Origin of the sequence: Streptomyces sp. NBC_00239 (assembly GCF_036194065.1) — a bacterium.
GTDB lineage: Bacteria > Actinomycetota > Actinomycetes > Streptomycetales > Streptomycetaceae > Streptomyces.
Window position 1 is genome coordinate 7,559,112 of sequence record NZ_CP108095.1, and the last position, 14,141, is coordinate 7,573,252.

General features: G+C 73.0%; 11 protein-coding genes. 4 read left to right on the forward strand and 7 right to left on the reverse strand.

Annotated elements, in window-relative coordinates; genetic code table 11:
- Positions 1-115: 115 nt before the first annotated feature.
- Complete coding sequence (locus OG764_RS33495; RefSeq protein ID WP_328972081.1) at positions 116-2,395, reverse strand: MMPL family transporter; 2,280 nt, start codon at positions 2,393-2,395, stop codon at positions 116-118.
- 297 nt (positions 2,396-2,692) lie between these two features.
- Here OG764_RS33495 and OG764_RS33500 point away from each other — a divergent pair, with 297 nt between their 5' ends.
- Positions 2,693-3,871, forward strand: a complete 1,179-nt coding sequence (locus OG764_RS33500; protein WP_328972082.1) for a sensor histidine kinase — start codon at positions 2,693-2,695, stop codon at positions 3,869-3,871.
- A gap of 161 nt (positions 3,872-4,032) precedes the next feature.
- Positions 4,033-4,761 (forward strand): response regulator transcription factor, encoded by a 729-nt coding sequence (locus OG764_RS33505; RefSeq protein ID WP_328973260.1) that lies wholly within the window; start codon positions 4,033-4,035, stop codon positions 4,759-4,761.
- A gap of 31 nt (positions 4,762-4,792) precedes the next feature.
- On the opposite strand, the gene OG764_RS33510 is transcribed toward OG764_RS33505, so the two are convergent.
- Positions 4,793-5,764 (reverse strand): endo alpha-1,4 polygalactosaminidase, encoded by a 972-nt coding sequence (locus OG764_RS33510; protein ID WP_328972083.1) that lies wholly within the window; start codon positions 5,762-5,764, stop codon positions 4,793-4,795.
- A 142-nt stretch (positions 5,765-5,906) separates the two neighbouring features.
- Positions 5,907-7,583, reverse strand: coding sequence for a hypothetical protein (locus OG764_RS33515; RefSeq protein ID WP_328972084.1), 1,677 nt, complete (start codon positions 7,581-7,583; stop codon positions 5,907-5,909).
- A gap of 190 nt (positions 7,584-7,773) precedes the next feature.
- Here OG764_RS33515 and OG764_RS33520 point away from each other — a divergent pair, with 190 nt between their 5' ends.
- Positions 7,774-8,139 (forward strand): cupin domain-containing protein, encoded by a 366-nt coding sequence (locus OG764_RS33520; RefSeq protein ID WP_328972085.1) that lies wholly within the window; start codon positions 7,774-7,776, stop codon positions 8,137-8,139.
- Positions 8,140-8,211: 72 nt separating this feature from the next.
- Here OG764_RS33520 and OG764_RS33525 read toward each other — a convergent pair whose 3' ends face one another.
- The 3 genes from OG764_RS33525 to OG764_RS33535 form a co-directional block, all read right to left on the reverse strand.
- Entirely contained in the window at positions 8,212-8,598 is a 387-nt protein-coding gene (locus tag OG764_RS33525; protein ID WP_328972086.1) for a hypothetical protein, read from the reverse strand.
- Positions 8,599-8,767: 169 nt separating this feature from the next.
- Positions 8,768-10,783 carry a DUF1906 domain-containing protein gene (locus tag OG764_RS33530; RefSeq protein ID WP_328972087.1) on the reverse strand — a complete coding sequence of 672 codons (2,016 nt, stop codon included), beginning with the start codon at positions 10,781-10,783 and terminating at the stop codon, positions 8,768-8,770.
- Positions 10,784-11,123: 340 nt separating this feature from the next.
- Positions 11,124-11,747, reverse strand: a complete 624-nt coding sequence (locus OG764_RS33535; protein WP_328972088.1) for a LysE/ArgO family amino acid transporter — start codon at positions 11,745-11,747, stop codon at positions 11,124-11,126.
- Positions 11,748-11,816: 69 nt separating this feature from the next.
- Between OG764_RS33535 and OG764_RS33540 the strand changes: the two genes are divergently transcribed.
- On the forward strand, positions 11,817-12,716 hold the full coding sequence (locus tag OG764_RS33540; protein ID WP_328972089.1) for a LysR family transcriptional regulator ArgP: 900 nt from the start codon (positions 11,817-11,819) through the stop codon (positions 12,714-12,716).
- Between the two features lie 53 nt (positions 12,717-12,769).
- Here OG764_RS33540 and OG764_RS33545 read toward each other — a convergent pair whose 3' ends face one another.
- Positions 12,770-14,014, reverse strand: coding sequence for a serine hydrolase domain-containing protein (locus tag OG764_RS33545; RefSeq protein ID WP_328972090.1), 1,245 nt, complete (start codon positions 14,012-14,014; stop codon positions 12,770-12,772).
- Positions 14,015-14,141: the final 127 nt, after the last annotated feature.

Below are 14,141 nucleotides of genomic sequence, written 5' to 3' on the forward strand. Positions count from 1 at the left end.
CTCCTGACGCCGAACGGCCGCTCCCCGGGGGAGGGAGCGGCCGGACCGGGCGGTGGCGCGTCAGGGGTGGGGTGTCTGCGCTCCCGCCTCAGAGGTGCTGTGGGGCACCCCCGCTTCAGTGGCGCGACGCGTCGTGGGCGTCCGCGCGGTGGTCGCCGTACGGGTGTCCGTCCGGCTGTACGAGGGTCGGCCGTGCGGCGGCGGTCCGCTCCGGGGCCGGCTGCCCGCTGTCGTGGCGGCGCCGGCCGCGGCCGGGGCGCACCGGCCACCAGATGCCCCGGCCGAGGATCGCGGCGAGTGCCGGGACCAGCACGATCGACAGCACGAAGGCGGACAGCATGATGCCGAGCGCCGTCGCGAAGCCGATCTGCTGGGTGGAGGGGTTCGTGGTCACGGCCAGGCTGCCGAATGACGCGGCGAGGACGATGCCGGCCGTCGCGATGGCGGGCGCGGTGTGGCGCACGGCGCGGGCGACCGCCGCCCGGGCCGGACCGGGTCGTTCCATCTCCTCCCGGATCCGGTCGCTGATCAGGATGTTGTAGTCGGTGCCCAGGGCGACGACGAACAGGAACAGCACCAGCGGCAGGACGAAGTTGACGCCCGGCTTGTCGAGGAAGTGCTGGAAGAAGAGGGTGGAGGCGCCCAGGGTGGCGGCGAACCCCAGCCCGACGGCGATCATGAGGATGGCCGGGGCGAGCACGCTGCGCAGCAGGACGAGCAGGATGAGGGAGATCAGCACCGCGGCGACCGGGAAGACGATCTTCAGGTCGTGGTCCACGGCGGTGGAGATGTCCGCGAAGATCGCGGCCGTGCCACCGACATGGGCTTCCAGACCGGCGGGCGTACGGGCGGCCACGGTGTCGCGGACCGGTCCCGAGACGAGGTCGCGGGCCTGCTGGGTCTGGGAGCCGGCGGTGAGGTAGAGGTCGATGCGGGCGGCGGAGCGGTCGGGGGCGAGGACGGTCTTGCCCACCTGCCCGACGCCCTTGACGCTGGCCAGCGCCTCGGGCAGCGCGGCGACCCGCTCCACCGTGAGGGGACTGCCGTCCTCGGCGGTGACGTACACGCTGGCCGGATCGGACACACCGGCGGGCAGCGCGCGGGATATCTCGGCGGCGGTGGCGACCGCTTCGGTCTTGTGCGTGGAGGCGGCCTGGCCGAAGTCCATCTTGATGCCGACCAGTCCAGCGGCCAGCGCGCCGAGGAGGGCCACCGAGGCGAGGACGAGGGCGACCGGGCGGCGGGCGACCAGATCGCCGAGGCGCGCGGCGGTGCCGGCGCGGGGCTCGTGCCGGAGGGCGCGGGACGGCCAGAACATCTTGCGCCCGGTGACCGCCAGCAGCGCCGGCATCAGGGTGAGGCTGGCGAACAGCATCACGAGTACGGAGACGGCGATCGCGGGGCCGAGCACCCGGAACTGCCCGAACGTCGCGATGCCGAGGGTCGCGAAGGCGGCCACGATCGTCAGCGCGGCCGAGGTGATCGCGGTGCCGACCCGGGCGCTGACGTCCGCCGACACGGCGCGCACGGGCAGATCGGGCCGGGCCCGCAACTGTTCGCGGAAGCGGAAGAGGAGGAAGAGGAAGTAGTCGACCCCGATGCCGATCAGCACGACGCCGATCATGCTCGGAGTCGAGGTGTCGAGCTTGATGCCGGTGAGCAGCGCGCCGCCGACCACCGTGCCGGACGCCGCGCCGCCGATGATGACGACGGCCAGCAGCGGCACGATCGCGGCCAGTGCGCTGCGGAACACCAGGATGTTGATCAACACGATCAGGCCGACCATGAGACCGCCGACGATCTTCTGCGTGCTCTCCTCGGCGTCGGTCGTGTCGACGAGGTCCGCCAGCCCGCCGGTGAATCCGGTCCGCATCCCCGACTCGGCGTACTCGGCTTCGACGTGGTCGCGGAGGGCGCGGAAGAGACGGTGCAGGCCCGGGTCCGTGGAATTGCCGGTGAGCTGCACGGTGAGAAGTTCGAAGCTGCGGTCGGGAGCGACCAGTGCGGGGCTCACCTTGGGGGTCTGGGAGTGGTCCTGCGCGAACAGGTCGGGTTCGCCCTCCTTCACGGGCGGCATCTCGACGGGCCGGCGGCCCAGTGCTCCGGCGACGGCGGTGACGCGGTCGTGGTCGGCCGCGGTCATCCGCTTGCCGTCCTTGCGGGCGACGAGCACGGTGACCGCGTTGGCGTCGGGCTTCACGCCGAACCGCTCCTCGGAGATCTTCAGCGCCGCCGCCGAGTCATACGTGGCGGGCAGGAAGCCGCCGCTCTGGGTCTCGGTGACGCGGTAGACCAGGGCCTGGCCGAGGATCGAGAGGAAGATGCCGATCACCGCCCATGCGGCGATCACCTTCCATGGGTTGCGGGTCGAGAACCCGGTCAAGGCGCGGATCACGTCGTACTCCGTGGTCGTGGGACACCGGGTTTTCCCGGCCGGAGTCCAGCTCATCAGCGTCCGCGGCCCGGATCGTCCGAGCAGCGGACGAGATGCCGGGTGGGAGCCGGGGCCGGGCCGGCCGGCCGACCAGGACCGTGGTCCTGGGTCCGGGATCACCCGGTAGGTCCGGAACGCGGCCGGAACGACTGTCAGAATGGATGACCGGACGACATTCGTCCGGTGCACTGGTGCGCCGCGCGTGGACCGTGGCACAGCGGCGCCGGCCGGCACGGGCGGCCTGGGGGGGAGAACGCGATGGCGAAGGGCAGCGGGCGGGCGGCGGGCGGTGACGCACCGCCGTGGACGCGCAACGACGCGCTGGTCGCGGTGGGCGCGGCGGCCGCGGACCTGATCGGCTTCACGTTCAGCAGCCACCGCGACTTCGGATACGTACCGGCGGCCGGCTGCGTGCTGGTGATGGTGGCCGCGCTGCCGCTGCTGGCCCGGCGCCGGGCCCCGGTCGTGGTGCTCACGGCCGTGCTGCTGTGCGGTCTGCTGCTGGACCTGAGCATGCCGGTGGCGCCGCGCTTCAACGCGACGGTGGTGGTCGCGCTCTACACGGTCGTACGGATGCGGTCCTCGGCCGTCGCGGCGTCCGCGTCCGCCGCGGCCGTCCTGACACTGCTGGCAGGGCAGTCGACATGGCCCCGGCCGAGCCTGGTCGACGTGCTGGCCATGGCCTCCACGGGGGCGATCGTGTTCGCCGCGGCGAAGGTCATGAACCACTGGCACCGGGACATCGAGAACAACCGGCGCCTGCAGGCCGACCGCGCCGTGGCCGCCGAGCGCCGCCGCATCGCACGGGAGTTGCACGACATCGTCGCGCACCACATCACCACCATGCAGCTGATGGCGGGCGGCGCCCGCGCCAACCTCTCCGGCGACCAGGAGGTGGTCAGGGAGGCGCTGGTGACCCTGGAGGGATCCGGCAGGATGGCGCTGCGCGAGATGCGGCAGCTGCTGGACGTGCTCCGCGCCGGCGACGAGGCGGAGGAGGCGCCGACCGCGCCCCAGCCCGGCATCGGCGATCTGGCGGAGATCGTCGACGAGTCCCGCAGGGCCGGCCTGCCGACCGCGCTCGACGTGCGCGGCGAGGAGCGCCCGCTGCCGCCGAGCCTCGGTCTGACCGTGTTCCGGATCGTGCAGGAGGCGCTGACGAACGCGCGCAAGCACGCGGGCGGGGCCAGCGCGTCGGTACGGCTGACGTACGGGCCGGAGCACGTGGCGGTGGAGGTGTCGGACGACGGGGCGGGTTCGGTCAACGGTCCCGGCGGCGGACCGTATTCCGGCTCCGGTTCGGGCTACGGCCTGATCGGGATGCGGGAACGCGTCGTCCTGCACGGCGGCACGCTGGAGGCCGGCCCCGGGGACGGCGGCGGCTTCCGGGTGGCGGCCCGGCTCCCGCTCACGGCCGAGGAGGGGGCCCTGCGATGAACGGGACGGCGGATGCGGCGGCGGGCGGAACGGCGGGCGGAACGGTGCGGGACATGGCGGGCGGAACGGTGGACGGAACGGTGCGGGACATGGCGGGCGGAACGGTGGACGGAACGGTGCGGGACATGGCGGGCGGAGCGGCGGGCGGAACGGTGCGGGACATGGCGGGCGGAGCAGCGGGGGACACGGTGGGCGGACGGCCGATCAGGGTGCTGATCGCGGACGACCAGCCGCTGGTGCGGCGCGGCCTGGCGCTGATCCTGGCCCCTGACCCGGACTTCGACGTGGTGGGGGAGGCGGCGGACGGCGCGCAGGCCGTGGCGCTCGCCCACCGGCTGCGGCCCGACGTCGTGATCATGGACATCCGCATGCCGGTGCTGGACGGGGTCGCGGCGACCGGGCAGCTCGCGGACGAACTGCCCGACTGCCGGGTGCTGGCCCTCAGCACCTTCGACATGGACGAGTACGTGGTGGCCGCGCTGCGCGCCGGGGCCTACGGGTTCCTGCCCAAGGACATCTCCCCGGAAGAACTCGTCGCGGCGGTCCGGGTGGTGCACACCGGTGAGGCCGCGGTCGCCCCGCGGCTGCTGACCCGGCTGATCTCCACGTACGTACGGGCCCCGCACCGGCTGCCGGAGCCGCCCGAGGCCGCCGCCGCGGCCGCCGCGGGCGAGCTCACGCCGCGCGAGCTGGAGGTGTGGCGCCTGATGGCCGCCGGCCTCGACAACGCGGAGATCGCGGACGCGATGGCGATCAGCGTGTCGACGGTGAAGAACCACATCACCAGCGTGTTCGGGAAGCTCGGCGTCCGCGACCGGGTCCAGGCGGTGATCGCCGCGTACGAGACGGGACTCGCGGGCCCGGCCGGCGGCGGGACGGCCCGGGGATGAGCGCCCCGAGCAGGCCTGCGACGCCGGCGGCTCAGCAGGCCTTGCGCACGTAGCCGCTCGCCCGCGGGGTGCGGACGTCCCGGTTGCGTTCGACGATCGACAGCGTGCGCCCCCAGGCCCGGCAGGCCTTGGTGAAGTCCTGGTGCCGGTACTCGATGACGAACACCCGGCCGCCGTACACCGCCCGGTAGGCACCGCACTCGTCGTAGCGGCCGCACTCCTCGGCCACCGCGAAGTCGAAGCCGACGCGCTTGCCGACGGCCAGCATCGTCGTGGTGTTCTTCTGCCCGATGGCCAGCCCGGCGGCGTGCGCCCGCTTCGCCAGGAGCGCGGCGAAAGCCGTGTTGTCCGCGCGCGACACGTACCCCTTGGACCGGGAGAACGAGTCGAGGTTGTCGGGCTCCACCGCCTGGAAGCGGCTCTTGGCGCAGCCGTCGATCCACTTGCCGACGATCGCCGCGAGCCTGGTGCGTTTGGCGGCGGACGACGTGTCCAGCAGTACCTCGTTCCAGGCGCCGTCCACGATGTGCCGGCCGTGCCGGTCCTTGAGGAGGAGGTCCGGGTGGCGGGCCTGCCACCAGGACAGTTCCTCCGGCTGGGCCTGGAAGGCGTTCACGTAGCAGAGGGTGTAGCGGCCCGCCGCGGGCTTGTCCGACCGGTCGCGCGCGAGGACCTCGACGTCCCGGGCGGGCCGGTAGGCGCCGCCGATCTGATAGTCGAAGGGGGCGTTGCCCGGCGGCAGCGTCACCCGCCGGGCGGCTGCCGAGGAGACCGTCCCCGCAGCCGGCTCCGCTGCCGTGCCCGCTTCCGTGACCGCTCCCACGGCCGTTTCCGTGGCCGCGGCCGCCGGGAGGAGGGCCCCCGCGCCCGGCAGGCCCGCGCCCAGGACGGCGGCGAGCAGGCCGCCGGCGATGCCCCACCGGACCGCCCCGGGTATCGGCCGGCGGGCCCCGGGTGTCGCGGCGGGTCGTTCCTGACGGACCTGGCGGGCCTGACGGGCCATGCGGGTGCTCCCGGTTCGCGGTGGTGCGGTGCGGCCGGGCCGGGGCGCGTACGACGGGTGCGGCCGGACCGGCGGCCCCGGCCGTTGTGCCGGGACCGCCAAGATCCTAAACGGGGCGCCGGCAACGGCCCGACGCTTCGCCCTAGTTGGTCTTGGTGTTCGTCAGGTGTTTGCCGATGTACCCCACGATCACCTTGCCGGTGACGCCCTTCGTGTCGTCGAGGAAGTGGATGCGGGGCGACTCGCCCTTGCTGTCGATCTTCAGGTGCGGCTGCATCTCGGCGACCCCGCAGGCCGCGAAGGCGACCGGGACGGGCAGGATGCGCTCGTCCCCGTACTTGGCCATCGTCGCCTCCGTCTCCGCCATCGCCACCTTCTTGATGGGCCACTGCGACCGGTCGGACTGGCAGTGCTCGTAGAACCCGCCGTGGAAGCCGTCGCGGGCGTCCCGGCCGTACCGGTCCAGGGCCCGCAGCGCCTGCCAGACCTTCGCCGCCCACACGCGGCTGCGGTCCGTCTCGTCGAGGGCGAGCGCCGGCGCCTGCCCGGCGGTGACGACCACGTGCGCGAACACGCCCAGGTGGTCCCACAGTTCCTCGAAGCTCGTCGGCCGCGCCGGTAACGGATCGACGATCACGGTCTCCTCCACCCGGCCCGCCCGGGCCAGCCGGCTGCGCAGCACATCGGTCTCGGCCCGGGCCCGTTCGACCTCCTCCAGCGTCTGCAGGTGCTCTTCCATGTCGTGGTCCCACTGGGTCCGGCCGGCCCGCAGCGCCTTCTCCAGGGAGGCGTTCGTCCGCAGCGCGAACTCCTCCGAGCTGCGGTGCTGTTCGATCTCCTCGTCGGCCACCTCCAGCAGCGCCGTCAGCTCCTTGACCTGCTCGCGCAGGGTGCGGGTCTCCTCGCCGCTGTGCGCGGTGTGCAAGGCGGCCCGCCGCTCCTCGCGCCGCCGCTGCTCGTCGTCGGGAAAGCCGATCGTCCGCAGCACCTCGGGCAGTGCGGCCTCCGTGGACATCTGCTGGACGACCCGGACGATGGTGTCCCAGGATGCGGTGCTGTGCCGGTCCGACAGCCGGGCAACCGTCGAGTAGCGGTGCCGCGGAGCGTCGGCCGCCCACGCGGGATCCACGTCCGGCAGGAAGGTCCGTACGGCACCCGGGGCGACCCGGTGGTGCTCGGCCGCGGTGCGGAAGGCGTCGATCGCCGCGACCGTCTCCAGTAAATAGAGGGAAGCCGCGCCCGAGCACTTCGTCATCGCCTTGCCCATCCGGGCCGTCCAGATCGGTTCCTCCCGTAACGGGCGGGCGGCGACGACCGCGGGCAGCCGGCGGTCCGGGTCGCACAGGACGTCGATGAGCGCCGGCACCGCGCCGGCGGTGATGCGTACGGGTTCGAGGGTCAGGGCGGTGCCGCCGTCGGTGCAGGGCAGGGCCTGCACCAGCTGCTCCACCAGGCGTGGCCGTGCGGGATCCGGGGCGTAGCCGGGATGGACGAAGCACTCCAGCGCCACGGCCACCGCGGCCGGGGCGCCCTCGCCCGGGTCCACGGCGGTCACGGTGGTCCGCCAGGTCGCCTCCGGGTTGTCCTCGCGCAGTTGCAGGCGCATGGCCGTCTCCGCGCCGTCCGCGCGGTAGGCGACCTGAGAGACGAGCACCCGTATGTCGTCGAGGTGGTGGAATCCGGAGGCTATCGGCACCTCGCGGCCGAACTTCCGGTTCAACCAGACTGCCGTGATCCTGCGTACGTGCCGCAGGATGTCCTGCCCTTGAGGAAAGGTCAGCGTGGTGCGGTGGGCGAGAGGATTGCTCGGTTCAGGCACGGGCGGCTCTCTGCGTGTCGTCAGGACGATGACGCACAAGCCTAGGGGTGACCACCACGCTGAGGCAGTGAGAAGAGCAGATCGGACCCCGGTCGAGGGGCGCCCGCCCGCGCTGCCCCGCGCCGCCCGGACGCGTAAAATGGGGCGTGGACTCGGGGTCGGCTTTCCCGCGGGGCGAGGGTGATCGGGCATGACCGGACTGGTACGCAGGAGCTTCGACACGGCGGACGAGACACGGCCGTTCGCCGAGGGCAAGGGCCGCTTGGACCTGCTCAACACCGACGGCGGGCCCGTCGGCCGGGCCGTGTTCGAACCGGGCTGGCGCTGGTCGCAGCACATCAAGCCGCTGGCGGGCACGGACAGCTGCCAGTCGGCGCACACCGGTTACGTGGTGAGCGGCGCGATGCACGTCGTCATGGACGACGGCGAGACCGCCGACTACGGACCGGGGGACTTCATGCAGGTGTCGCCCGGCCACGATGCCTGGGTGGTGGGCGACGAGCCCTGCGTGGCAGTGGACTGGACCGGCTTCGGCGACTACGCCAAGTCGGGCTGACCGCCGCTCCACCCGCCGCTCCACCCACCGGACCCCGGCCGGTCCGGTGGGTCCGGTGGGTCCGGCTTGCGGTCAGTGCACGAAGGAGTAGCTGCGCCAGGGCCTGGCCGTGGGCGCGCGCCGGTCGCTGAACGTGGTCGCGAGGTAGGTGAACTTGCCGCGGCAGTCGGGCAGTTCGTACAGGCGCATGTCGATGAGCGTCAGGTTCTCCACGACGGTCGCGGCCTTGCCCATGCGGTGGCAGCCGCTCACGGACGGGCTGGACACCTGGATGGCCAGGTGCACGCCGCCGCCTTCCTCGTCGTGCGCGGTCGGCTTGCCGACTTCTCCCGCGTACCTGACGGGTCCCACCGCCGTCCGGCCGGCCGAGCAGGCGGTGGTGGTGAGGGCGAGCAGCAGGACGGCCGCGGCGGCGCCGCGCAGGCGGCGGCGCCGGGTGCCGGAGGTGGGTGCGGTCATCGGCGATCCTTCTGAAGTGGTGAACAAGAGGGCCCGGATCCTGGTCAGTGCCCCCAGATTCTGGCAGATCTCGTCTGTTTTCCAGGGTTCTGTGATGGTTTGCGGGCCCGGCGTGCCGGGCCCGACAGCTCGGGTCGGAGGGTGGGCCGGCGGGTGGGTCGGCGGGGGATCAGCGGGCGGCGGCCACGCCCGGCTTGAGCGTGCCGTCACCGGGGCCCGCGTACAGGTGGAGCCGGCGGCTGTTCCAGTAGCCCATCAGGTCGGTGTCGCCGCCACCGGTGAAGTCCGCGGCGACCACCGCCCGCATCGTGCCCCAGGTCCGGTCGCGCCACATCGGCCGCGAGGCGCCGACCGTGCCCGCGTCGTCCCCGGGGTAGCGCCGCAGGGAGCCGTCCGCCCACACCGCGACCAGGTCGGTGCCGCCGGACTCCGTGAACCGGCCGCTGGTGAGGTGCCGGACGCTCCGCCAGGTCTTGTCCTTCCAGATGCGGGCCGAACCGGCTTCGAGGGTGCCGTCGGCCCGGGCCTGGTAGCGGCGCAGGCTGCCGTCGTTCCAGACGGCCACCAGGCCGTCCCGGCCGCCGTCGGCGGCCTTCCAGACGGACAGCTTCCGGACGCTCCGCCAGGTGGTGTCCTGCCACATCCGGCCCGCGTGCCGCAGGGTGCCGTCCTCGTCCGCCTCGTACCGGTGCAGCGAGCCGTCGCCCCAGACGGCGGCCAGCTGCGCCGCGCCGCTGCCCGTGAAGTCGCCGCCCACCAGCTGCCGGACGGCTCCCCAGGTGCGGTCCGGCCACAGTCGGCCGCCGTAGGTCAGCTTGCCGTTCTGGTCCGCGTGGTAGGCGTGCAGCGAGCCGTCCCGGTGCACGGCGGCCATGTCGGCGCGCCCGTCGCCCGTGAAGTCGGCGGCGGCCATGATGTTCGTGGTGTTCACGGAGAAGACCGGGTCCGGGGCGTCGGCGGCATCGCCCACGTCGAGCTGGTTGCGGTCGACGGAGATCCGCACGCCGCCGTACGACTCTGAGACGTTGCCCTTGTACTGGTGCGCCCGGCGGCTCCCCGGCCACTGGCCGCGCCCTGCGGGCAGGCCCATGGAGGAGTCCCCGACGTCGGCGGAGCCGTTCCAGTTCGCCGTCCACAGCACGTCCGGCATCGTGTACGCGCCCTTCGTGTACTGCGCGCTCAGCGCCTGTACGCCCGAGGACTTCGCCACGTACACGCCGGAGCGGTAGCCGTGCTCCTGCACCCGGCGGGTCCACGCGTCGAGGTAGGACAGCACCGGCTTGTCCCAGCGGGCGCGGTCGCTGTAGTTCTCCAGGTCGTTGTAGAGGACCGTGCCCTCGCCCAGACCGAGGGCGCGGGCCGCGGTGACGGCGCCCTCGGCGGCGGTGCGGCCCTGCGTCGCGGCCCCGGAGAGCGATGTGGACAGCGAGTTGGAGTTGCCGGTCCACGGCTGCGGGCCGACCCAGATGGGCATCAGGTGCCAGCCGGCCGCGGCCTGGTCGCTCACCCAGCCCGGGGTGAGCGCGTTCTGCGCGCAGGCCCGCGCCGGGCCGCCGATGTAGATGCCGACCCCGGCGTACGGGGAGGAGGCCCGCCAGGCGCGCATCTGGGAGGGGCTGGGCGCGGTGCACGCGTCGAAGGCCCGGCCCTTGAACGCCCCCGGGACGACGGGTTCCTTGGCGGGCGGCCGGGTGGGGCGTCTGGTCCGCCACTCGCCGGCGCCGTCCTCGGCCTGCGCGAGCACGCCGCGGACGATCTCGACGACGCGGTCGGGGGAGGTGCCGTAGCCGACGGTCGCGACCAGACCCTGCTGTTCGAGAACGAACCGGAGTTCCCCACTGGGCGACTCCGGCAGCCCGTCCGGGAGCCGCTGCCCGGGCTGGACGGTCACCGTGGGGATGTCCGCCCGCTCCGGCGCGCCGTCGGCCGGCTCCAGGTGCAGCGTGTCGCCCCGGTCGCGCGCGACGGCGGAGGCCGTGCACTCGGCCTGGTCGCCGGTATGGCCGAGGTAGAGGGCGGGTTTGTCGAGCCGCAGACACGCGTGCGGTGTCTCCTCGAAACTGACGACGCGCCAGTCCGGCGGCACCGTCACCTGTACGTCCCCGTACGGGACGGCCTGGGCCGCCGGGGTCTCGTCGGCGCTCGCCACCGAGGCCGGCACGGCGAGCATTCCGGCTCCGAGCATGACCGAGATTCTGCTCAACCGGCTCCTGGAGTTCGCGGAATTCCTGCGGAACGGCATGGTTCCCCCATCGTCGTCACAGCGGCGGGCCGCCTGCCGGCCCGCTCTTGCCCTTGCGACGATGGCATTAAGGGATCATATGTTCCGGTTGTCGCGGTCGATGTCTGATGCGATTTATATGGCATTTACCCCATGCGGAGCAATTGTGATGGACCGTCAGGGGTGGCCGGGGCCGGACGGGCGGGTCGGGCGGGCGGTCGGGCGGGCGGGCCGGTCGGGCGGGCGGGCCGGTCGGGCGGGAAGTCCGAGAGGGGGTGCGAGGGCCTCGTGCGCGTCGGGCGGCCTACGCCCCCGCCACCAGCAGGCCGCCCATCGTGAGCATCGTCGCCGCGACCAGGCCGTCCAGTACCCGCCACGCGGCCGGCCGGGACAGCAGCCCGCTGAGCAGCCGGGCCCCGTACCCGAGCGTGGTGAACCAGATCAGGCTGGCCAGCACCGCGCCCACCCCGAAGGCCCACCGCTGATCGCCGCGGTCGGAGGCGAGCGAGCCGACCAGCAGCACCGTGTCCAGATAGACGTGCGGATTGAGCCAGGTCATCGCCAGGCAGGTCAGCACGGCGCCGCGGGCCGACCCGGCCGCCGGGCCCTGCGCCGTCAGCCCGCCCTCCGCGGCGGGCCGCAGCGCCCGGCGGGCGGCCAGTACCCCGTACGTGAGCAGGAACGCGCCGCCGGCCAGACCGACCACGGTCAGCGCCGCGGGCCAGGCGGTGACGGCGGCGCCCACCCCCGCCACCCCGAGCGTGATCAGCAGCGCGTCCGAGACCGCGCAGATCGCGACCACCGCGAGAACGGCGTGCCGGCGCACCCCCTGCCGCAGCACGAAGGCGTTCTGCGCGCCGATGGCGACGATCAGGGAGAGTCCGGTGCCGAATCCGGCGATTGCCGCCGCGGTGATGCCACTAGTCATACCGACGACCGTATGGACCGCCCGGCCATCAGTACAGCTAAAGATTCTTACGTATCCTTAGCTCTCGTGATGGAAGAGCTTCCCCTGGACCAGGTCCGCACCCTGCTCGCCGTGGTCGACGAAGGCACCTTCGACGCGGCCGCCGCCGTGCTCCACGTGACCCCCTCCGCCGTCAGCCAGCGGGTCAAGGCCCTGGAGCAGCGCACCGGACGCGTCCTGCTCATGCGCACCAAACCCGTCCGCCCCACCGAATCCGGGGAGGTCGTGGTGCGCTTCGCCCGCCAGCTGGCCCGGCTCGAACGCGACGCGCGCTCCGCCCTCGGCCTCGCCGACGAGCACGGCCCGGCCCGGCTGCCGATCGCCGTCAACGCCGACTCGCTGGCCACCTGGTTCCTGCCCGCGCTGAGCCGGGTGCCCCAGGACCCGCCGATCTGCTTCGAACTGCACCGCGAGGACGAGTCGCACACCACCGCGCTGCTGCGCGAGGGCCAGGTGATGGCCGCCGTCACCTCCTCGCCCGACCCGGTCGCCGGCTGCACCGTGCGCCGCCTCGGCCTGGCCCGCTACCTTCCCGTCGCCGCCCCCGGCTTCGCCGCCCGCCACCTGGCCGGGCCGCTCCCGTCACGCCTGCGCACCGCCCCCGTGATCGTCTTCGACCGCCGCGACGACCTCCAGGACGCCTTCGTGCGCACCCTCACCGGCGAGGGCTCCGGCGCGAGCCCGGTCCGCCACCACATCCCCGCCTCGCAGGGCTTCTGCGAGGCGGTGGCGGCCGGGCTGGGCTGGGGCCTGGTACCCGAACCGCAGGCGGCGCCACTGCTGCGCTCGGGCGCCCTCGTCCGGCTGGACTCCGCGCCGCCACTGGACGTACCGCTGTACTGGCAGCAGTGGAAACTCGACTCGCCCGCCCTGTCCACGGTCGCCGCGGTGATCGCGGCGGTGGCGGCCGAGGAGCTGCACGCGCCGTAGCCCCGGCGGGCGCCGGGGCTACGGCAGGACCAGGCAGTCGGGGTACCGCAGGACTACGGGGTGGCTGAGGGAGTCCCGGTCACCGGCTTCGGCAGGTTGTAGACGTGTTCCGGAGTCACGATCTCGGTGATGGCCTGACCGAAGAGCGTGCTGGGCTCGATGCTGCCCTGGTAGAGGATGTCCGTGTTCAGCACGACCACCATGGTGGCCTGCGACTCCGGCAGGTACACGGTCAGCGTCTCGTAGCCGGGAAGCGAGCCGTTGTGCCCGATCCAGCCCTGCACGTTGAAGATGCCCAGGCCGTAACCGGCGCCCGGCAGGGCCTCCTTGACCTTCAGCCGCTGGGCCTGGGTGGCCGGCGTCAGCAGCGTGCCGGTGGCCACCACCTTCGCCCACGTCTTCAGGTCGTCGAGCCGGGAGATGATCGCTCCGGCCGCCCAACCCCAGGACGGGTTCCAGTCGGCGGCGTCCTCGACCTTTCCGGACGCGGTCTGGTTCGTGTAGCCCTGGGCGTGCGGTGACGGGAAGGCCGCGTCGGTAGGGAAGACCGTGTGGTGCAGCCCGGCGGGCTCGATGACCTCGCGTGCGATGTACTCGTGCAGCGGCTCGCCCGTGATCTTCTCGACCACCAGGCCGAGCAGGATCAGGTTGGTGTTGCAGTAGTAGAACTTGGCGTCCGGCTCGAACAGCACCGGGTGTTTGAAGCTGTAGTCGAGCAACTCCTGCGGCGTGAACGGTCGGTCGGGATCGGTCGTCAGCGCCTTGTAGAAGCCGGGGTCCGCGGAGTAGTTGAAGAGGCCGCTGCGCATCCCGGCCAGTTCGCGCAACGTGATCCGGTCGCCGTTCGGGACGCCGTCGATGTACTTGCCGATGGGGTCGTCGAGTCCGATCTTGCCCTCGTCGACCAGCTCCAGCACGGCCGTCACGGTGAACGTCTTGGTCTCGCTGCCGATGCGCACGTACAGGTCGGGGGTCATCGGCCGGCCGGTCTGCTTGTCGGCCACGCCGAAGGACTTCTCGTACGTGCCCTTGCCGGGAGCCGACAGGTGCACGCTCACCCCGGGAACCGAGGCCTGGCGCATCACCTTGCGGACGGCGTCGTCGAGCTGCTGGGCCACCGCGGGCGTGAGCACCGGGAAATCGCCGGACGCCGGGGTCGGGGTGGGGGTGGGGGCCGCCACGGCCGCCGAAGCCGGCGCCGCTCGGTCCCAGGCGTACCCCGCCGACGCGCTCAGGGGTGTCAGCACCAGTCCCATCGCCAGCGCCGTGGCCGCCGTACCGCGCCATCGTGTCGTCATCCAGGCCTCCTACGCGAGACCCCCCGGCACCGCAGCCGCCCCCGACCAACGTAGCCCCGGCCGCCACCCCTTGCGACCGGAAACCGGTCGGCGCCGACCAGCCGCCGGGCTCTGACCTGCGTATTCG

Coding starts and splice junctions, on each gene's coding strand:
- OG764_RS33535 (WP_328972088.1), bottom strand. CDS start 11,747: ATGACTAGTGGCATCACCGCGGCGGCAATCGCCGGATTCGGCACCGGA.
- OG764_RS33500 (WP_328972082.1), top strand. CDS start 2,693: ATGGCGAAGGGCAGCGGGCGGGCGGCGGGCGGTGACGCACCGCCGTGG.
- OG764_RS33545 (WP_328972090.1), bottom strand. CDS start 14,014: ATGACGACACGATGGCGCGGTACGGCGGCCACGGCGCTGGCGATGGGA.
- OG764_RS33520 (WP_328972085.1), top strand. CDS start 7,774: ATGACCGGACTGGTACGCAGGAGCTTCGACACGGCGGACGAGACACGG.
- OG764_RS33530 (WP_328972087.1), bottom strand. CDS start 10,783: ATGCTCGGAGCCGGAATGCTCGCCGTGCCGGCCTCGGTGGCGAGCGCC.
- OG764_RS33525 (WP_328972086.1), bottom strand. CDS start 8,598: ATGACCGCACCCACCTCCGGCACCCGGCGCCGCCGCCTGCGCGGCGCC.
- OG764_RS33540 (WP_328972089.1), top strand. CDS start 11,817: ATGGAAGAGCTTCCCCTGGACCAGGTCCGCACCCTGCTCGCCGTGGTC.
- OG764_RS33505 (WP_328973260.1), top strand. CDS start 4,033: ATGGCGGGCGGAGCAGCGGGGGACACGGTGGGCGGACGGCCGATCAGG.
- OG764_RS33510 (WP_328972083.1), bottom strand. CDS start 5,764: ATGGCCCGTCAGGCCCGCCAGGTCCGTCAGGAACGACCCGCCGCGACA.